General features: G+C 69.5%; 16 protein-coding genes. 12 read left to right on the top strand and 4 right to left on the bottom strand.

The window, feature by feature from the left end; translation table 11 throughout:
• Positions 1–190: 190 nt before the first annotated feature.
• From V6R91_RS05490 to V6R91_RS05515, 6 genes are all read left to right on the top strand, one after another.
• Positions 191–1,069 carry an ABC transporter permease gene (locus V6R91_RS05490; RefSeq protein WP_336394573.1) on the top strand — a complete coding sequence of 293 codons (879 nt, stop codon included), beginning with the start codon at positions 191–193 and terminating at the stop codon, positions 1,067–1,069.
• Positions 1,056–2,039, top strand: coding sequence for a carbohydrate ABC transporter permease (locus tag V6R91_RS05495; protein ID WP_336394574.1), 984 nt, complete (start codon positions 1,056–1,058; stop codon positions 2,037–2,039). Before V6R91_RS05490 ends, V6R91_RS05495 begins: the two co-directional genes overlap by 14 nt.
• 111 nt (positions 2,040–2,150) lie before the next feature.
• Positions 2,151–3,707 (top strand): ABC transporter substrate-binding protein, encoded by a 1,557-nt coding sequence (locus V6R91_RS05500; RefSeq protein ID WP_336394575.1) that lies wholly within the window; start codon positions 2,151–2,153, stop codon positions 3,705–3,707.
• Positions 3,708–3,795: 88 nt separating this feature from the next.
• Positions 3,796–4,452 carry a YesL family protein gene (locus tag V6R91_RS05505; protein ID WP_336394576.1) on the top strand — a complete coding sequence of 219 codons (657 nt, stop codon included), beginning with the start codon at positions 3,796–3,798 and terminating at the stop codon, positions 4,450–4,452.
• A 6-nt stretch (positions 4,453–4,458) separates the two neighbouring features.
• Positions 4,459–6,849, top strand: coding sequence for a glycoside hydrolase family 2 TIM barrel-domain containing protein (locus tag V6R91_RS05510; protein WP_336394577.1), 2,391 nt, complete (start codon positions 4,459–4,461; stop codon positions 6,847–6,849).
• 79 nt (positions 6,850–6,928) lie between these two features.
• Positions 6,929–8,158 carry an ROK family transcriptional regulator gene (locus tag V6R91_RS05515; protein WP_336395049.1) on the top strand — a complete coding sequence of 410 codons (1,230 nt, stop codon included), beginning with the start codon at positions 6,929–6,931 and terminating at the stop codon, positions 8,156–8,158.
• 55 nt (positions 8,159–8,213) lie between these two features.
• Here V6R91_RS05515 and V6R91_RS05520 read toward each other — a convergent pair whose 3' ends face one another.
• The gene (locus V6R91_RS05520) at positions 8,214–9,128 is read right to left on the bottom strand and encodes a PmoA family protein (RefSeq protein ID WP_336394578.1); all 915 of its coding nucleotides are present in this window, start codon (positions 9,126–9,128) and stop codon (positions 8,214–8,216) included.
• Positions 9,129–9,324: 196 nt separating this feature from the next.
• Between V6R91_RS05520 and V6R91_RS05525 the strand changes: the two genes are divergently transcribed.
• Entirely contained in the window at positions 9,325–9,603 is a 279-nt protein-coding gene (locus V6R91_RS05525) for a GlsB/YeaQ/YmgE family stress response membrane protein (protein WP_336394579.1), read from the top strand.
• Between the two features lie 187 nt (positions 9,604–9,790).
• Here V6R91_RS05525 and pgm read toward each other — a convergent pair whose 3' ends face one another.
• Complete coding sequence (pgm, locus tag V6R91_RS05530) at positions 9,791–11,434, bottom strand: phosphoglucomutase (alpha-D-glucose-1,6-bisphosphate-dependent) (RefSeq protein WP_336394580.1); 1,644 nt, start codon at positions 11,432–11,434, stop codon at positions 9,791–9,793.
• Between the two features lie 205 nt (positions 11,435–11,639).
• On the opposite strand from pgm, the gene pheA reads away from it, so the two are divergent.
• Entirely contained in the window at positions 11,640–12,620 is a 981-nt protein-coding gene (gene pheA / locus V6R91_RS05535; protein ID WP_336394581.1) for a prephenate dehydratase, read from the top strand.
• 16 nt (positions 12,621–12,636) lie between these two features.
• Here pheA and V6R91_RS05540 read toward each other — a convergent pair whose 3' ends face one another.
• Together V6R91_RS05540 and V6R91_RS05545 are read right to left on the bottom strand one after the other, a co-directional pair.
• A complete protein-coding gene (locus V6R91_RS05540) occupies positions 12,637–13,704 on the bottom strand; it encodes an LLM class flavin-dependent oxidoreductase (RefSeq protein WP_336394582.1) in 1,068 nt (355 codons plus the stop codon).
• A gap of 194 nt (positions 13,705–13,898) precedes the next feature.
• Positions 13,899–14,918: a LacI family DNA-binding transcriptional regulator gene (locus V6R91_RS05545; RefSeq protein WP_336394583.1), complete on the bottom strand. Its 1,020-nt coding sequence runs from the start codon at positions 14,916–14,918 to the stop codon at positions 13,899–13,901.
• Between the two features lie 144 nt (positions 14,919–15,062).
• On the opposite strand from V6R91_RS05545, the gene V6R91_RS05550 reads away from it, so the two are divergent.
• The 4 genes from V6R91_RS05550 to V6R91_RS05565 all read left to right on the top strand — a co-directional run bounded on the left by V6R91_RS05550 (position 15,063) and on the right by V6R91_RS05565 (position 20,299).
• Positions 15,063–17,078, top strand: a complete 2,016-nt coding sequence (locus V6R91_RS05550; RefSeq protein ID WP_336394584.1) for a beta-galactosidase — start codon at positions 15,063–15,065, stop codon at positions 17,076–17,078.
• Positions 17,075–18,007, top strand: a complete 933-nt coding sequence (locus tag V6R91_RS05555) for a carbohydrate ABC transporter permease (protein ID WP_336394585.1) — start codon at positions 17,075–17,077, stop codon at positions 18,005–18,007. The genes V6R91_RS05550 and V6R91_RS05555 overlap by 4 nt, the downstream gene beginning before the upstream one ends.
• Complete coding sequence (locus tag V6R91_RS05560) at positions 18,004–18,903, top strand: carbohydrate ABC transporter permease (protein ID WP_336394586.1); 900 nt, start codon at positions 18,004–18,006, stop codon at positions 18,901–18,903. The genes V6R91_RS05555 and V6R91_RS05560 overlap by 4 nt, the downstream gene beginning before the upstream one ends.
• Before the next feature lie 67 nt (positions 18,904–18,970).
• Complete coding sequence (locus V6R91_RS05565) at positions 18,971–20,299, top strand: ABC transporter substrate-binding protein (RefSeq protein ID WP_336394587.1); 1,329 nt, start codon at positions 18,971–18,973, stop codon at positions 20,297–20,299.
• Positions 20,300–20,311 lie beyond the last annotated feature (12 nt).

Below are 20,311 nucleotides of genomic sequence, written 5' to 3' on the forward strand. Positions count from 1 at the left end.
CGAAGTTTCTTCGAGGGTTAGTTTTATCCTCATTCCTGGTGTCGGCGTCGATGCCCGGCCCACCGCAGAGAGGCGGAGGATGTCTGTACTGGAAGCACGGCAAGAGAGCGCGCCGCCCGCCCCGGCGTGGCCCGACGACACGCCGCCGCGCCGTCGCCGATCGTTCTGGCGGCACGTCAAGGACAGCAGGATGCTCCTGCTCATGTGCGTGCCGGCGGTGCTGTTCTTCCTCGTGTTCAGCTACGGCCCGCTGCCCGGCGTGTGGATCGCGTTCACGAACTTCAACTACACCGACGGCGTCTTCGGCAGCCCGTTCGTGGGGTTCCAGAACTTCGAGTTCCTCATCAAGTCCGGCCAGCTGTGGGTGCTCACCCGCAACACGATCCTGTACAACCTCGCGTTCATCGTGGTGGGCAACGTGCTCCAGATCGCCATCGCGATCATGTTCAACGAGGTGCGCCTGAAGTTCTTCAAGAAGATCACGCAGGGCGTGATGTTCCTGCCGTACTTCATCTCGGTGGTCCTGGTCGGCGTCATCGCCTTCAACCTGCTCAACTACGACACCGGTGCGCTCAACACGCTCATCGAGCAGACCGGCGGCGACCCGATCAAGATCTACAGCATGGCCGGCGCCTGGCCGCTCATCATCATCATCGTCTTCCTGTGGCAGAGCACCGGCTACGGATCGATCGTCTACTTCGCGGCGATCATGGGCATCGACAAGGGGCTCTTCGAGGCGGCGGCGATCGACGGCGCCTCGGCGTGGCAGCGCATCCGCTACGTGATCCTGCCGAGCCTGAAGCCGACCTTCATCATCCTCCTGCTGTTCTCGCTCGGCGGGATCATGCACGGCAACTTCGGGCTGTTCTGGAACCTCGTGGGCAACAACGCCGCCCTCTTCCAGACCACCGACATCATCGAGACCTCCGTCTACCGGATGGTCATGTCGCAGAACAACTTCACCACGTCCACCGCCGTCGGCCTGTATCAATCCCTGTTCGGCTTCGCCATCGTCCTGCTGGCGAACTGGATCGTCCGAAAGATGAACAAGGACTATGCCCTCTTCTGATCTGCTGCTGCCCTCGGTGACCGAGACGCTCACGACGGCCCCCGGCAAACGGCGCTGGTGGACGGCATCCAACCGCGCTCGGCCGGTCCGCCTCTCGCGCAGCGACTACGTGCTCCGCGGCATCTCGTACGTCTTCATCTCGCTGTTCTCGCTGTTCTGCCTGCTGCCCTTCGTGCTGATCCTGTCGGCGTCGCTCTCGAGCGAGGACGAGATCATGAAGACCGGGTTCGGGCTGCTGCCGAAGGGGTTCACCTTCACGGCGTACGAGTACATCTTCGCCGCCCCGCAGCAGGTGATCGGCTCGTACATCGTCACCGTCACGATGACGGTGACCGGTACCGCGGTCGGCCTCCTCATCATCGCGATGACGGGGTACGCGCTCTACCGGCAGGATTTCCGCTTCCGCAACCAGATCACGTTCTTCATCTACTTCACGACCCTGTTCTCGGCAGGACTCGCACCCACGTTCCTCTGGATCAGCCGCACGCTCGGCCTGCGCGGCAGCTACCTCGCCGTCTGGCTGCCGCTGCTGATGACGCCGTGGCTCATCATCCTGATGAAGAACTTCATGCGCACCGTCCCGTACGAGATCGTCGAGTCGGGCAAGGTCGACGGGGCGGGCGACTTCCGGATCTTCTGGCAGCTGTCGCTGCCGATGATGAAGCCCGCGCTCGCGACGGTCGGACTGTTCCTCGCCCTCGGCTACTGGAACGAGTGGTATCTGTCCTCGCTCTATCTCGGCAGCACCGTCGAGTTCAAACCGCTGCAGTACTACCTCTACAACGTGATCAACACGGCCAACGCTCTGCGCACCTCCGTCGCGGGCGCGAACGTCAGCATCGCCGAACTGCCCAGCAACACCCTCCAGATGGCGAGCGCGGTCATCGCGACGGGCCCGATCCTGCTCGCCTACCCCTACGTCCAGCGGTACTTCGTCAGCGGCATCACCGTCGGCGCCGTGAAGGGCTGAACTCCCCGCTGACGATCAGCGGTCCGCCCCCGCGCGGACCGCGACGAGGGATGCCGCCCACCGGCGCGGCATCCCGCACCCCCTCCAAGAAATGAGTCGAAGGAGCCTCACATGACACACCGCCTGATCAAGGGCGCGGCGGGACTCGCCGCCCTCGGCCTCGCCACGGCCGCGCTCGCCGGCTGCACAGCCGACAGCCAGGACGACCCCGACAAGCCCACGGAGATCACCATGCTCGTGCTGGGCAACAAGCCCACCAACGGGCGGCTCGAGGCGATGCTCGAGAAGCTCAACGAGAACCTCGTCGAGCAGGCGAACGCCACGCTCGACCTCTTCTACGTCGAATGGGCCGACTGGCAGACGCAGTACAACCTGCAGCTGCTCTCGGGCGACGACAACGTCGACCTCATCACCACCGCGACCGACTGGCTCTTCGCGTGGGAGAACGCCGAGAAGGGCGCCTTCCTGCCGCTCACCGAGGAGATGCTCAAGGAGCACGCGCCCAAGACATGGGAGCAGGTCGACGCCGACGGCGACTGGGAGCTGACCAAGCTCGACGGCAGCATCTACTTCATCCCCGAGGACAACTACACCCAGTACACGAACCACGGCTTCTTCTACCGGGGCGACTGGGCCACCGAGGCCGGCTTCGCGGACGGCGAGATCACGCAGTTCGAGGACTTCACCACCTACTTCCAGTGGATCAAGGACAACAAGCCCGATGTCTACCCCTGGGACGTGGTCGGCGCGAACGAGTCGGCGCTGACCGGCTACCTCCAGGGCCACACCGACCTGCAGACCATCCAGCAGGTGACCGCGGGCAACTACTTCCCGTTCCAGACGTCGGAGTCCGACCCCACGAGCGTGACCTCCTGGTACACCGAGGGCGACGATCTGATCGAGGCCGCGGAGCTCGCGAAGGAGTGGAACGACATCGGCGTGTGGCGGGAGGACGCGCTCAACTACGACGGCGACACGCGCGAGTCGCTCTACGCCGGGCTGACGGGCGCCGACCAGCACCACACGCAGACGTTCGTGACGCAGATCGTCTACAACATGAACGAGAAGCAGCCCGGCTCCGACCCGCGGATGTTCTCGTGGGGCCAGGAGAACGGCAACTTCTTCAAGGACATCAAGACGCACGGGGCGATGGCGGTCAGCGCGAACTCCAAGCACCCCGAGAAGGCTCTCGAGGTCTACGACCTGCTCCGCAACGACGAGGAGAACTACGGCCTGCTCAACTTCGGCATCGAGGGCACGGACTACGTCATGACCGAGGACGGCAAGCTCGGGTACCCGGAGGGCTACGACCCGTCGACCGATTCGCTCGGCTCCAACTTCTGGGCCGGACGCATGGACGAGTTCGAGCCGGACAAGGTGACCGACGCGCCGAACAAGCAGGAGATCTACGACGAGCTCTCGGCGGTGGCCAAGGACTACCCGTACTCGACCTTCGTGGTCGACAAGACGCCGCTGGACTCGACGCTCGCAGCCGTCAGCGGAGTGCTGTCGGAGTACATCCCGCAGCTGCAGTACGGCAAGTTCGAGGACCCGGAGGCCGCGGTCGCCGAGATGCGGCAGAAGCTCGCCGACGTCGGGTTCGAGGACGCGCGCGCCGAACTGGAGCGCCAGGTCCAGGAATGGGCCGACGCGGGCGGCCTCGACTGATCGTCCTCGTCCCCCGTCCGGGCGGGCCCGCGCGCCCGCGGGCCCGCCCGGCATCCCACACGATCGCTCTGCGAGGAAGGCAGAACACATGAGCAGCATCTTCGCGCCCGACTCAGCGCTGATGCGGTTCCTCACGCGGATCGCCGATCTGATGATCCTCAACGTCCTCTTCATCGTGACGTCGCTGCCGATCGTTACCCTCGGCGCGTCGCTGACGGCGCTCAACTTCGTCACGCTGCGCATCGCCTCCGACACCGACCGGACGATCGTGGGGGACTACCTTCGGTCGTTCCGGCAGAACTTCCGGCAGGCGACGCTCGCCGGACTCGTCGTCGGGGCGTTCGCCGCCGCGCTCGCCGCCTGGTATCTCGTGGTGACCGAGCTGGTCACCGCGCCCGTCGCGCAGTTCGCACTGCTGGCGGTCTGGTACGCGCTCGCCTTCCTCGCCGCCATGGCCGCGCTGTACGTCTTCCCCTACCTGGCGAGCTTCGAGGGCACGCTGGGTGAGGTCCTGCGCAATGCGCGGCTGCTGTCGCTGCGGCATCCGCTCGCCCCGCTCGCGGTCCTCGTGCTGACCTTCCTCGCCGCTGTCGTCACGATCTTCTCGCCCCAGGCGACCGGCTACGGGCTGCTGTGGCTGTTCATCGGCTTCGCCGGCCTCGCCTACCTGGGCGCCCTGCTCTTCGCGCGCGTCTTCGCGCGCTACGCCCCGATGCCCGCCGCCCACTCCCCGGAACAGGACTGACCCACCATGCGCACCCTCCCGCTCGAACGCTGGTCGTTCGCGCTCGCCGACGACGCCGGCGCCCGTGCCAAGCGCTACGACGACTCGGGGTGGCGTGCCGTGCGCGTCCCCCACGACTGGAGCGTCGAGCAGCCGTTCTCGGCAGCGCACTCCAGCGGCACCGGCTACCTGCCCGGCGGTGTCGGCTGGTACCGCGCCCATGTCTCGCTGCGCGAGCTCGCCGCACAGGCCGACCAGCATGTGCGGCTGGCGTTCCACGGCGTGTACAAGAACGCCGACGTCTGGGTCAACGGCTACCACGTGGGCGGTCGACCCTCGGGCTACGCGCCGTTCTCCTTCGACCTGACCGAGATCCTCTCCTACGCGCCCGACGACGACCTCGTGGTGAGCGTGCGCGTCGACCACACCGACATCTCGGACTCCCGCTGGTACAACGGCTCTGGCATCACCCGAGGCGTCGAGCTGCAGGTGCACGAGCGGGTGCGGCTGCGCGAGCACGGCACGTCGGTCACGACAGTGTCGGCGGATGCCGCGACCGCGACGCTGCGCATCGGCCAGACGGTCTGCAACGACGGCGACGAGGCCGTGGCCGTGCGCGTGCTCCACGAGCTGCGCTCGCTGACGACGGATCGCGTCCACCGCTTCGGAGCCGAGGCGCAGGTGCCCGCCGGCGACTCCGCCGAGATCGCCCTCGAGGCCGTCCTCCCCGACCCCGAGCTGTGGTCCGACGACGACCCTGCGCTGCACCGGCTGACGACGACGCTGGAGTGGCGGGGGGACGGCGCGGAGCGCCGTGCGTCGTACGACCTCGTCACCGGCATCCGCACCTTCGCCTTCGACGCCGACCGCGGGTTCTCCATCAACGGGCAGCCGCGGGTGCTGCGAGGGGTCTGCCTCCACGAGGACGCCGGATGCCTCGGCACCGCCGTGCCCGCCGCGGTCTGGGTGCGCCGGCTGCTGTCGCTCAAGCGGATGGGCTGCAACGCGGTGCGCATGGCCCACAACCCGCACGCGCCCGAGCTGTACGCGCTGTGCGACCTGCTGGGCTTCTACGTCGTCGACGAGGCGTTCGACGAGTGGGAGAACCCGAAGAACAAGTGGTGGCAGGGCCACAACGTCTATCCGCCGCGCCACGAGGGCTACGCGAAGGACTTCCTCGAGTGGCATGAGCGCGACCTCGTCGCGATGATCGAGGCGCACCGCCACCACCCGTCGGTCATCGCGTGGAGCATCGGCAACGAGGTCGACTACCCGAACGACCCCTACGCGAGCCCGCTGTTCGCCGAGATGACCGGCAACAACGACGCGAACAAGCCCGCCGCCGAGCGCCTGTACGACGCCAGCCGGCCCGATGTGCGGCGGCTCACCACGATCGCGCGGCGGCTGGCCGGCATCGTGCGGCGCGCGGACCCGTCGCGTCCGGTGACGCTCGCCGCCGCGTTCCCCGAGCTGTCGAGCCGCACGGGCCTCCTCGACGACCTGGACGTCGTCGGCTACAACTACAAGGAGCACCTCTACGAGGCCGATCACGCGCGGTTCCCTGACAAGCCGCTGCTGGGCAGCGAGAACGGGCACGGCTATGCGCAATGGCTGCCGGTGACGCGTCACGACTTCGTCGCGGGCCAGTTCCTCTGGACCGGGATCGACTACCTCGGCGAGGCCCGCGGCTGGCCCGTGCGCGGCTCCGGTGCGGGGCTGCTGACGCTGGCCGGCCACGAGAAGCACACGTGGCACCTGCGGCGCAGCTGGTGGGCGGACGACCCGGTTGCCTACCTCGTCACCCGCCCTCACACCGGCGACGAGGAGCGCTCGTTCTGGACCCACCCGGTATCCCGGACGTGGGATGCCGCGGTCCCAGGCGAGCTCGAGGTGCTCGCGTTCGCGAACGGAGACGAGCTCTCGCTCTCGAGCGGCGGCGAGCGGATACCGCTCGAGCGCGACGACGAGCACGGCTGGTGGGCGGCGGTGACCGATCCCCGGGACGAGCCGCTCGTGCTGGAGTCGTGGCGCGACGGTCGCGTCGTCGCGCGGGACGAGCTGCGCGCGCGCGGCGAGGCCGTGGCGATCGCCGCCGCGGTCTGGGAGCCTCCCGCCGACGTCGCCGACGCGTGCCGGCGCGCCGGAATCGCGCTGGAGGGCATCGTCCAGATCGAATGCGTGCTCCGCGACGCCAACGACGGCGTCGCCTGCGATGACAGCGTCATCGAGGTGGCGGTCGAAGGTGGGGAGCTCCTGGGCATCGAGAACGGCGACCTCGCTGACGACACCCCCTACGACAGCGCCGCGCGGCGCACGCTGGACGGCCGGCTGGTGGTGTTCGTGCGTGCCTCCGAGGGTGCTTCGGTCCGGCTCAGCAGCCCGGGCCTCGACGGCGCCCTGGTGGTGCAGGGGGCGTGACATACTGGCCAGATCCGAGTCGCAGCCCATCCGATCCGGGCGTTCCGGCGTCGGCGGCCGCCAGGGTGCAGAGGTGAGCATGGGGGTGCTTCGACGGACGTCGCGCGACATCCGGAGCGATTCGCGCCTCGACGTCCTCCACGCGGTGCTGTCGGCCGGTGAGACGACGCGCAACGAGCTCGCCCAGCTGACGGGGCTCAGCGCCGCCACGATCGCCACGGTCGTGGGCGAGCTGATGGCCGGGGGGTTCGTCGTCGAGACGAAGACCACCGCCGGCCGCATCGGCCGCCCCACCGCGACCCTCGCGATGAACGGCGCGCGCGGTCGCGTCATCGGCATCGACGTGGCCGAGACGTACATCCGCGCTGTCCTGTTCGACGCCGCGCTGGTCGAGATCGCCCACGCGCAGGTGGTGCGCGACGAGCACGTGCTCGACCCGGATTCGGTGGTCGAGGGGATCGGCACGGCGCTGGAGCGCGTCATCGCCGAGGCCGGCATCGCGCGCTCCGACGTGCTGGGCGTCGGCGTGTCGCTGCCCGGCCTCGTGCAGGGTCCCACGTCGGTGTCGGTCGTGGTGCCGAAATGGTCGTGGCATCAGCTGGAGTTCGACCGGCTCCGCGAGCGCGTGGGACTGCCGCTGGTGATCGACAACCCGCTGAAGGCGATGACGACGGCCGAGCTGTGGCTCGGTCGCGGCCGCTACAGCTCCAGCCTCGTGACGATCAACCTCGGCACCGGCGTCGGCGCGGGCATCGTGCTCGAGCGGCGCATCCTGCGCGGCGCGACGAACTCTGCGGGGGAGTGGGGGCATTCGCTGCTGGTGCTCGACGGCCGCCGGTGCCGCTGCGGGCGTCACGGCTGCGTGGAGGCCTACCTCGGTGTGCCCGGCATCCAGCAGACGCTCCGGGAGCTCGCGCCCGACCACGCCCTGGTGGTGCTCGACCAGAGCGACTTCATCGCCGCCCTCGCGCGCGCGGCCGACAGTGCCGATCCGGATCCCGCCGTGACCGAGACGATCGAGCGCACCGCGTACTACCTCGGCTCGGCGATCGCCGATCTCGTCGCGATCGTGAACCCCGAGGCCGTCGTGCTCACCGGCTGGACGGTCTGGGCGCTGGCCGACAAGCTCCTCCCCGCGACGGGGATGCACCTGCGCGAGCAGTCCCCGGGGTGGTCGGCCCGCGAGCTCGAGCTGGAGGTCTCGACCATCAGCCGCAACTCGGTCGCGACGGGCGTCGCCACCACCGCGCTCGAGCGATTCCTCGCCGACGCCGGACTGCTCACCAGCCGCGTCCCCATCGCCCTCTGAGCCACCCGAGCGGTGGGCCGCTCGCGGGGCGCCGTGCGAGGGCGCCCGGCGATCGTCAGAGCGCGAACTCCTCCGCGAGGGCACGCGTCTGCTCGGGGGTCCAGATCCGGGCGCCGAACACGTGCCGATGGCGCAGGGCCAGCTCCTCGCCCGGCGCGAGCACGATGTGCTCGTCGAACGAGGGCGACGGTGCGACGATCGGGAACGGCTCGCTGCGCACGAACCAGCGGATGGCGGGGCCGCCCGTGGACGTGCCGGCGAACGCGAGCACCGTGCCGCCGCCGTCGACCTCGTCGTGCTCACCCGAGAAGGCGACCCATTCGGCCACGCGGCCCATCACGGCGTCGGCCCCGGCGTCGTCGGCGAGGCCCGCAGCCAGCACCCGGGCGCCCGTCCAGGCGCGCGGCATCCGGATCGCATAGCCGGTGTAGCCGGCGTTCGGCCGGCCCTGCGTCGTCGGGCTGCCGAACTCGAGGTCCTGGTCGGCGACGTTGCGCAGCGTCGTGGCGAAGTCGAGCGCCCAGATGCCCCGACCCTCGTCGAGGCTGTGGAAGCGATGCGTGCGCACCTCGCTGAGCCACTCGTGGCCGGCCTGCGTGATCCAGGTCAGGTCCTCGCTGAAGGACGCCTCGGATCCGGCATCGCGTACCGACGTGAAGCCGTCGTGGCGGATGCGGCCGACGTTGTCGAGAAGGACGTAGTCGCCCTGCTCCGGTCGGTACGTGTTGCCGCCCCAGAAGTTCTGCCCCGACACGTGCGTCCACGTGAACTGCAGCCCCTTGTGCCAGCGGTGGTCCCACGGCCGGTACGCGGTCAGCGGTGCGCCGTCCAGCGCGCGCACGGGGTGGAAGAAGGGCTTCGGGCCTTCGGCCGCGGGTCCGCCCGGGTCGAACGCATAGCGGGCGATGTCCACGCCTGCGGCAGTGACGGTCAGGGAGGTTTCATCGAGGTGGAGGAGGAAATCGGGCACGTCCTCCATTGTGGCGCAGGATGACGGAAAACGCTTCCCCCGACGCGGCGGCCGGCGATTGTAGCGTTCGCAGACGCGGATGGGTAGGGGTATCCGCATTCTCACAGGAGGGTCGACAGTCGCTGTAGCGTCTTCGTCATCTCACACGAGACGCCGCAACCCCCCGCAGCGTCCACGAGAAAAGGAGAGAGATCAAATGCTCTGGACAATCCTCGGACTCATCCTCATCGGCCTCATCGCCGGTCTCATCGCTCGCGCCGTCATCCCCGGCAAGCAGAGCATCGGGATACTCATGACGATCGTGCTCGGCATCGTCGGCTCGTTCGTCGGCGGCTTCCTCGGCTTCCTGATCTTCGGCGCCGACCCCAACGGCGGCTTCCTGCAGCCGTCGGGCATCATCGGCTCGATCATCGGCGCGATCATCGTCCTCGGCATCTACGTGGCCGTTACGCGCCGCCGCGGCGTCACGCGCTGACACCTGCTGCGACGGTCCGCCCGCGGGCGCACGTCCGAAGGCCCGCAGAACGCGCGAACCCCCATGCTCCGGCATGGGGGTTCGCGCGTTCTCGTGTCCGGGGGCGCCTCGCGGAGGCGGCCCCTGCGGTCGTGGGCGCTCGCCGCGGGGCGGCCCGGCGACGTTCCGTCCGGGGAGCGGCCCGGCGTCAGGCGCCGGCGATGGCAGCGGCCACCACCTCGCGCGCCTCGGCCTGCACCTGCGCCAGGTGCTCGGGACCGCGCAGCGACTCGGCGTAGAGCTTGTACACATCCTCGGTGCCCGACGGCCGCGCGGCGAACCACGCGTGCTCGGTCTGCACCTTGAGCCCGCCGATCGCGGCGCCGTTGCCCGGCGCGTGCGAGAGCTTGGCGGTGATCGGCTCGCCGGCGAGCTCGGTCGCCGACACCGACTCGGGCGCCAGCTTCGCCAGCGCCGCCTTCTGCGCGGCGGAGGCCGGGGCGTCGACGCGCTGATACGCCGACGCACCGAACTCGGCCTCGAGCTCCGCGTAGCGCTGCGACGGGGTCTTGCCCGTCACCGCGAGGATCTCGGCGGCGAGGAGGCAGAGCAGGATGCCGTCCTTGTCGGTCGTCCAGACAGTGCCGTCCTTGCGGAGGAACGACGCGCCCGCCGACTCCTCGCCTCCGAAGGCGACGGAGCCGTCCAGGAGCCCGGGGACGAACCACTTGAACCCGACCGGCACCTCGAGCAGGGCGCGGCCCAGCGACCCGGCCACGCGGTCGATGATCATCGAGCTGACGAGGGTCTTGCCGATCGCGGCATCCGTCGGCCATTCCGGACGATGCGAGTAGAGATAGTCGATCGCGACGGCCAGGTAGTGGTTGGGGTTCATCAGCCCGGCGTCGGGGGTGACGATGCCGTGCCGGTCGGCGTCGGCGTCGTTGCCGGTGAGGATGTCGTACTCGTGGCGGCGGCCGATGAGCCCGGCCATGGCCGACGGCGACGACGGATCCATGCGGATCTTCTCGTCCCAGTCGAGGGTCATGAACTTCCACGTCGGGTCGACGTCGGGGTTCACGACGGTCAGGTCGAGGCCGTGCACCTCGGCGATGAGCGCCCAGTACTCGACCGACGCGCCGCCCAGCGGGTCGGCGCCGATGCGCACGCCGGCCGAGCGGATCGCGTCGACGTCGATGATGGTCGCGAGGTCGCGGACGTAGGCGTCACGGAAGTCGTACTGGCCGAGGGTGTCGCCGTCGAGGTCCTTGAAGGGCGTGCGCTCGACGCCCTCGAGGCGGGCCGCGATGAGCTCGTTCGCGCGGTCCGCGATCCAGCCGGTGGCGTCCGTGTCGGCCGGTCCGCCGTTCGGCGGGTTGTACTTGAACCCGCCGTCGCGCGGCGGGTTGTGGCTGGGCGTCACGACGATGCCGTCCGCGCGGCCCGGGTCGGCGGCATCCCGCCCGCGGTTGTAGGTCAGGATGGCGTGACTGAGTGCCGGCGTGGGCACCCACGAGTCGCGGGCGTCGACGCGGACGTCGATGCCGTTCGCCACGAGCACCTCGATCGCGCTCCGCTCGGCGGGCAGGGAGAGACCGTGGGTGTCGCGGCCGAGGAAGAGCGGCCCCTCGATGCCCTGCGCCCGGCGGTAGTCCACGATCGCCTGGGTCGTGGCGAGGATGTGGGTCTCGTTGAAGCTTCCCGACAGGGAGGAGCCGCGGTGCCCGCTCGTTCCGAACACGACGCGCTGCTCGGGAGCGGCGGGATCGGGTACGACGTCGTAGTACGCGGCGATCAGCTCATCGATGTCGATGAGGTCGGAAGCTTCAGCGGGCTGTCCTGCTCGACTCATGCGTCCCAGTCTGCCCGCCCGCCGGTCCCGCTGCACAGGCTTGACCCGGTATGACGCGTACCGTACGCAGGACCGGTCCTCGGGGCGCGGCTCGCAGGCCGCGGATTTCCGCGGCCGGCGGCCGATCCGAACGGCTCCGGTCCTGCGAACGGTACGCCGCCGGCGGCCGACAGCTGGTCGCGCGCACCGGGATAGGCTGGCACGCGTGACTTCCGAGGCCGCCGCCCCCGGGGCATCCGCTCCCGCCCGACGCACCTACAGCTATCTGGGTCCCGCCGGCACGTTCACCGAGGCGGCGCTCGCGCAGGTGCCCGAGGCTCGCGGACACGAGTGGCGGCCGGTGCGCAACGTGGGCGAGGCCCTGGCCGACGTGGTCGACGGCCGGTCCGACGCGGCCATGATCGCGATCGAGAACTCCGTCGACGGCGGCGTCTCGACCGCGCAGGACGCGCTGGCGACGGTGCCGGGCCTGCGGATCGTCGGGGAGTACCTGGTTCCCGTCGAGTTCGTGCTCGTGGGCCGCCCCGGCACCCGGCTCGACGACGTCTCGCTCATCGCCGCGCACCCGGTCGCATACGCCCAGTGCCTCCAGTGGCTCTCGCGGGCGCTGCCGGCCCATGCGCACGTCCCGGCCGCGAGCAACGTCGCCAGCGCCATGGGGCTGCTCGACGGGTCGAGCGACGCGGATGCCGCGATCGCGCCTCCGGGGATCCTCGAGCACCACGAGCTCGAGCTGCTCGCCTCGAACATCGGCGACAACGCCAACGCGGTCACGCGCTTCGTCCTGGTGAGCCGGACGGTCGTCCCGCCGCCCCCCACCGGTGCGGACAAGACGTCGCTGATCGTCGAGCTGCCCGACGACCATCCCGGCGCGCTGCTGGAGATGCTCGAGCAGTTCGCGACCCGCGGCATCAACCTCTCGCTGCTCGCCTCGCGTCCGATCGGCGACGAGCTCGGCCGGTACCGCTTCGTCGTCGACGCCGACGGCCACCTCGAGGACGAGCGCATGGCCGACGCGCTCCTCGGGCTGCGCCGCTTCAGCCCGAGGGTCACGTTCCTCGGCTCGTACCCGCGCGCGGACCGCGCCGTCGTGCACTACCCCGAGCGCTACGCCGACGACGTGTTCGTCGAGGCGCGGGACTGGCTGCGCGGCCTCATCTCCGGAGAGCCGGAGATGCAGGACTGAGACCGGCTCGGCCGGGTCACCCCAGGTCGTACTCGGCGGCGAGCAGCTCGAGGGTCTGCAGGCGGCCGGGCGCGGCATCCATCGGCTCTTCCTCGTACGACCCCGCGATGGGCGAGATCATGATCTCGTCGACGCCGTGCTGTGCGGCGAAGGAGCGGAGATCGGATGCCACCGCCGACGGCGTCCCCACGAACCACTTCGCGCGCGCCGACGCCATGAACGTCTCGCCCAGGCCGGCGAAGTCCGCGGCGTTCGCGATCGAGTGCTCCACGGTCTCGAGGGCGACCAGCGGACGGTTCGTGCGCAGCCGTGCCGTCATGCGGAGGTTCGGGAGCGCGCGCTCATCGGCCTCGCCCTGCGTGGGTGCCACGAGCACGTTCGCGGTGAGGAAGGTGCGCGGAGCGGCGAGGGTCTCGGAGGGCACGAACGCCGACCGGTACAGGTCGAGGGCGCGCTCGAGGCCCTCGCCCGAGAAGTGGTTGGCGAACACGTAGGGCAGACCCAGCGCCGCGGCCAGCTGCGCCGAGTAGTCGCTCGAGCCCAGCAGCCACACCTCGGGCGTCGTCGTGGCTGCGGGCGTCGCGTGCACGTCGTACGTGCCGCCCGAGGTGAACCGCAGGGCGGCGCCGTCGGGCGCGACGAGGCGCAGGATGTCGCGCACGTGGTCGGGGAAGCGCTCGACGTCGCTCGTGGTGCCGCTCTGGCGGAGCAGCTGGGTGATGACGGGATCGGAGCCCGGCGCGCGGCCGAGACCCAGGTCGATGCGACCCGGAGCCAGCGCCTCGAGCGCCGCGAACTGCTCGGCCACCACGAGGGGGGAGTGGTTGGGGAGCATGACGCCGCCGGACCCCAGCCGGATGCGGGTTGTGCGTGCGGCGGCGGCCGCCGCCAGCACCGGCGGGGTGGTCGAGGCGACGGCGGGCATGTTGTGGTGCTCGGCGAACCAGTACCGGCGGTATCCGAGTCGGTCGGCGGCGTCGACGAGGGAGAGGGATGCCGCGACCGCCTGTGCGCTGGTCTGCCCGGTGCGCACCGGGACGAGGTCGAGGACGGACAGGGCCGGGGCGGAGGTGGCGGTGCTCATCGCTGTAGCCAACCTCCGCCCCGGCCGTCGCATTCCGCGCGTGCCGCGTTCGAGGCCGCAGGCCTGCGGCCCGGGGTTTCGCGGATCCGGAATTCGGGCATTCCGCGCCTTTCCGGAGCCTCGGGGTCCCAGGGCTCCGGAAAGCGGCCAGAAGTCCGATTTCCGGAGCAGCGAGCCGGCTGGCGCAATCCGGGTCAGGCGGACTCGCGCCACACGACGGGGCACGCCAGGACGCTGCCCCCTGTGCCGGGATCCTCGCCGCGCAGCTGGCGCAGCACGGACTCCGCGGCGGCCCGCCCGAGTTCGTTCGCCGGCTGGTGGACCGTCGACAGGGGCGGGTCGCAGCGCAGAGCCCAGGAGCTGTCGTCGAACCCGACGATGCCCACGTCGCGGGGCACGACTTTGCCCGCGGACTGGAGGACATCCATCGCCCCGGCGGCCACCGCGTCGCTGGACGCGAAGACGCCGTCGATGTCGGGCACGCGGTCCAGGAGCGCCCGCATGCCCGCCTGGCCGTCGGAGTACGAGTACAGCGGAACGCTCTGCACGAGCTGAGGGTCGAACCGATGGCCGAGGGCGTCGACGAAGCCCGCAAGTCGATCGGAGCCCGAGTCCCGGTCGAGGGCTGCGGCGATCATGCCGATGCGGTGCCGCCCGGTCGCGGCCAGGCGGCTGGTGATCTCGCGCGCGGCGCCGCGGTTGTCGATGGCCACGTAGGCGGCATCCCCGATGTCCCGCGGGTGACCCACGAAAGCGGCGGGAAGTCCGAGGTCGGCGATCGCGCGCGTGATGGGGTCTCCGACGCGGGCCGAGACGATGATCACGCCGTCGATCAGTCCGCCGCTCAGGTAGCGGGCGAGGCGCTCGATGTCGCGGGTGGTGTCGGCGATCATGAACGACAGCTGGTAGTCGGCATCCGAGAGGGCGGCGTTCGCGCCGAGCAGGATCGACCCGATGTTCGGATCTTCGACGAAGAGCGAATGCGGCTCGTGGACGATCAGCCCGATCGCCTGCGAACTCTGCATCACGAGGCTGCGCGCCGCGCGGTTGGGAACGAAGCCGACCTTCGCGATGGCGGCGTCGATGGCCGTGCGGGCCTCGTCCGAGACGTAGGGCTGCCCGTTGAGCACGCGGCTGACCGTGCCTCGCGACACCCCGGCCTCGATCGCGACGTCTTTCACCGTCGCCCGACGCTTGCGTCCCGTGGTCTCCACGCGAACATCGTATGTGCACGCGCACACACTTGCAGGACCCGATTGACAAGACACGCGGGCCTGCATACTCTGTACACGTTCACAGAACCTCAGCGCAGAGGAACCTCGCTCGGATCTGTGCACGTTCACAGATCCGAGGAGAGCATGAAGGTCCCCGCCCGCCCCTTCGCCCATGAGGGCATCGCGTTCGGCTGCGATTACAACCCCGAACAGTGGACCCCCGAGGTATGGGACGAAGACATCACCCTCATGCGTGAGGCCGGCGTCGATCTCGTGGCCATCAACATCTTCGGCTGGTCGCACGTCGAGCCGCGGGAGGGCGAGTTCGACTTCGCACGCCTCGACGACATCATCAGCAGGCTCCATGCGGCGGGGATCCGCGTCAACCTCGGCACGGGGACCGCCTCACCGCCGGCGTGGCTGGCGCGGTCGCACCCCGAGATCCTCCCGATGGCAGAGGACGGCACCCGCCGGTATCCGGGCGGGCGTCAGGCGTGGTGCCCCAGCTCGCCCGTCTTCCGTGCCGCCGCGCTCCGCCTCGTCGATGCCGTGGCCGGTCGCTACGGCAGCCACCCCGCCGTCGAGCTCTGGCACGTCTCCAATGAGCTCGGCTGCCACAACGCGCTGTGCTACTGCGACGACAGCGCCGCCGCGTTCCGCGGCTGGCTGCGTCGCAAGTACACGACGCTCGACGCGCTCAACGATGCGTGGGGGACCGCCTTCTGGAGCCAGACCTACGGCGATTGGGACGAGATCCTCCCGCCCCGCGCCACGATCTCGACACGCAACCCCGGGCAGTTCCTCGACTTCCACCGCTTCAGCTCCGACGAACTGCTCTCGTACTACCGCGCCGAGGCCGACGCGATCCGGGCGGTGAGCGACGTGCCCATCACGACGAACTTCATGGTCACGGCGCACATCGAGAACCTTGACTACTGGTCGTGGGCCGCCGACATGGACGTCATCGCCAACGACCACTACCTCGACCACCGACTCGCGACCCCGACCGTGGAGCTCGCGTTCGCGGCCGACCTCTCACGCGGTCTCGGCCGGGGCGCCCCCTGGATCCTCATGGAGCACTCGACGGGCGCCGTGAACTGGCAGCCGTTGAACAAGCCCAAGGCTCCGGGCGAGATCCTGCGCAACTCGCTGACCCATGTGGCGCGGGGCGCGGACGGCGTGTGCTTCTTCCAGTGGCGCGCCTCCGTCCAGGGCAGCGAGAAGTTCCACTCGGCGATGCTCCCGCACGCCGGCACGGACAGCGCCGTCTGGCGCGAGGTGGTGGAGCTCGGCGGGATCGTCGATCGCATCGGGGAGGTGGCCGGCAGTCGCGTCGAAGCAGACGTCGCGCTGGTCTTCTCGTGGGAATCGTGGTGGGCGACCCAGACCGAGTCCCGCCCCAGTCAGGCGCTCGGCTACCTCGACCAGGTCCACGCCGCCTACGGAGCGCTCCACGCGCTCGGTCTCACGGTCGATGTCGTGCCACCGGGCGCCGACCTCTCGGCCTACGGGCTCGTGGTGGTCCCCGGGCTGCACCTCGTACGCGCCGGCGAGGCGGCGGTCATCACCGACTGGATCGCCGCGGGCGGCACCGCTCTCGTCACCTTCTACAGCGGCACGGTCGACGAGAAGGACCGCGTCTGGACGGGCGGCTACACCGGGCCCTTCCGGGACGCGCTCGGCATCCGCATCGAGGAGTTCGCGCCGGTGGCACCCGATGCGTCGCTCGCCCTCTCGGACGGCGCCACCGCCCGCCTGTGGTCGGAGCGCTCGCGCACCACCACGGCCGAGATCGAGGCATCCTTCGTCGACGGGCCGGCAGCCGGCCATCCCGCCGTCACCCGCAACACGTGGGGCGGCGGAGAGGCGTGGTATCTCGCCACGCTGCCCGATCCCGCGGACTACCGGTCACTGCTCGCCCGCATCGCCGAACGGGCGGGCGTGCGTCCGGCGGCAGAAGTGCGCGGACCCGAGGGCGCCGTGGAGATCGTGCGCCGGCGGGGAGCGGATGCCTCGTACCTGTTCATCGTCAACCACTCGGAGTCCGACGCGGAGCTCACCGCGACCGGATTCGAGCTCGTCACCGGGATGCCGGCTGCCGGATGCGTCAGCGTGCCCGGCGGCGCCGTGCGCATCATCAGAGAGGAGGCGGCCGCATGACCGCCACAGAGGTCCTCGTCACGCGGGGCGGGAAGACTCCGCGCGAGGGGAAGCCGCCGCGTCGCAGGACGCCGCACAAGGGTGCGATCGCGATCTTCACCGGTCCGTTCAGCATCCTGTTCCTGCTGTTCTACCTGATCCCCATCGGCTACGCCGTCTACCAGTCGCTGCTCGTCGTCGAGCGCGACGGCCTCTACGGCGAACCGCGAGAGGTCTTCGGCGGCCTGACCCAGTACGTCCAGGTGTTCCAGAACGCCCCGTTCTGGGAATCCGTTTGGCGCGTGCTGCTGTTCGGTGTCGTGCAGGTGCCGGTGATGCTCGGGCTCGCCCTGCTCTTCGCACTGCTCCTGGACTCCCCGGCTCTCAAGGGCAAGAGGTTCTTCCGGCTGGCGTTCTTCGCCCCCTACGCCGTGCCGGGCGTCATCGCCGCGATCATGTGGGGCTTCCTCTACTCGCCGAACCTGTCGCCGTTCACGGACGTGACCCGGACGATCGACTTCCTCTCGCCGGAGCTCGTGCTCTGGTCGATCGCGAACGTCGTGACGTGGGTCTTCGTCGGCTACAACATGCTGATCATCTATTCCGCGCTCCTGGCGATCCCGTCCGAGGTGTACGAGGCGGCACGGCTGGACGGTGCGGGGCAGATCCGCATCGCGTGGTCGATCAAGATTCCGATGGTGGCCCCCGCGCTCATCCTCACGACCGTCTTCTCGATCATCGGAACGCTGCAGCTGCTGGCCGAGCCGCAGGTGTTCCGGTCGTTCAGCGCCGCGGTCTCGTCCACGTACACCCCGAACATGACCATCTACGCGACGAACTCGATCCCGAACCCCTATCTGGCCGCCGCGTTCTCGGTGGTCCTCGCTCTCGCGACGTTCGTGCTGTCGTTCGCGTTCCTCAAGTTCACCCAGCGGAAGGCCGAGCAATGAGCCTGCTGACACGTACGCGCGGTGCGACCGCCGATGACCTCGCCCCCTCGCGCGGGCCCCGGGAGAGCATCCTCTCGCGCGGTGCGGCGCTGCTGGTCATGGGCGTGTTCACGCTCTACTTCCTGGTGCCGATCTGGTGGCTGTTCATCGCGTCGACCAAGGATCGCAGCGACCTTCTGAGCACGAACCCGCTGTGGTTCGCCGATCTCAACCTCTTCGCGAACATCGGGGATCTCCTGTCCTTCGGCGACGGCATCTACCTGCGGTGGATCCTCAACAGCCTCGGCTACGCGGGGCTCGGCGCGCTGCTGGCGACCGTGTTCGCCGGCATGTGCGGCTACGCGCTGGCCAAGTACCGCTTCCGCGGCCGCGAGGTCTACTTCAACGTCGTGCTGGGCGGCGTGCTCGTCCCCGCGACGGCACTCGCTCTGCCCCTCTTCCTGCTGTTCAGCCAGGTGAACCTGACGAACACCTTCTGGGCGGTGCTGCTGCCCAGCATCGTCAGCCCGTTCGGCGTGTATCTGAGCCGCATCTACGCCGCGGCATCCGTCCCCGACGAGCTCATCGAAGCAGGCCGGATCGACGGAGCGGGGGAGGTGCGCACGTTCTTCACCGTGTCGATGCGCCTGATGATGCCCGCGCTCATCACGGTCTTCCTCTTCCAGTTCGTGGCCATCTGGAACAACTTCTTCCTGCCGCTGATCATGCTGCGCAGCGAGGAGCTCTTCCCGGTCACCTACGGCCTCTACACGTGGAACACCCAGCTCAACCAGATCCCCGAGCTGCGCACCTACGTCCTGGTCGGCTCGTTCCTGTCGATCGTGCCGCTCATCATCGCGTTCCTCCTCCTTCAGCGCTTCTGGCGCAACGGACTCGGCACCGGGTCCGTGAAGTGAGCCCGCCGGAGGGCGCCGCCCACCGGCATCCCTGTAATCCCGCACCACCCACCAAGTAAGGAAGATCATGCAGCACACCAAGAGGGCAGTCGCCACCGGCGTCGCACTGCTCAGCGCGCTGGCGCTGGCCGGATGCACCTCCGCGAGCACCGGAGGCGGTGACGCGGAGGCCGCAGCCTGCACCCCCGCAGGCGAGGACGTCACGCTGGAGTTCACGTCATGGATCCCCGGCATCGAAGACGTCGTCGCGCTGTGGAACGAGGAGAACCCCGACATCCAGGTCGAGGTCCAGACCGGACCCAACGGCAACTCCGGCACCTACCAGAGCTTCTTCAGCCAGCTGGAGGCCGGCAACGCGCCCGACCTCGGCCAGATCGAGTACGACGCGCTGTCGAGCTTCCGCGTGCAGGACGGGCTCGAGGATCTGTCGGCGTGCGAGGACGTCGTGGCGGCCGAGAGCGAGTTCATCCCGTGGACGTGGGGCCAGGTGACGCTCGGCGGCGACGGCGTCTACGGCGTTCCGCAGGACTCCGGTCCTATGGCGCTCTTCTACCGAGCCGACCTCTTCGAGGCGAACGGCATCGCCGTGCCGACGACGTGGGAGGAGTACAAGGAGGCAGCGAAGGCGGTGCGCGCCGCGGGCGGCTACATCACCAACTTCTCGACCGCCGACATCAACCAGTTCGCGGGCTTCGTCTGGCAGGCGAACGGCGACTGGTTCTCCAACGACGGCGAGGAGTGGACTGTCGATCTGACCGGCGACCAGTCCACCACCGTGGCCGACTACTGGCAGCAGCTCCTCGACGAGGACCTCGTGGCCACGTACCCGGCATGGACGGAGGAATGGAACAACGCGTACAACTCCGGTGAGGTCTGGACGTGGAACTCTGCCGTGTGGGGCGCGAACTCCATCTCGTCCGGTGCACCCGACACCGCCGGCAACTGGGCCGTCGCCCCGTCCCCGCAGTGGGAGGCCGGCGGCGAGAGCGCCGGCAACTGGGGCGGCTCCTCGATCGCCGTCTTCAAGGGCACAGACCACCTCTACGAGGCGGCCAAGTTCGCCCTCTGGCTCAACACCTCCGATGAGGCGCTGACCGCACTCAACCAGTCCGCGAACATCTACCCCGCCACGACGGCCGGCCTGCAGCTGCCGTCGCTTCAAGAGGGCGTGGAGTTCTACGGCGGCCAGAAGATCTACGACGTGTTCGCCGCGGCCGCGGAGCAGGTCAACCCCGACTTCGTGTGGGGCCCGACCATGACGCAGACGTACGCCGACGTCTCGGACGGCTTCCAGAAGGCGGTCACCGGTCAGGGCACGCTGCTCGAGGCGCTCGAATCCGCGCAGGAGTCGACGATCTCGACGCTCGAGGCCCAGTCGATCCCGGTCGCGCAGTAACGCGATCCGCAC

Source organism: Microbacterium sp. CCNWLW41, assembly GCF_037083505.1.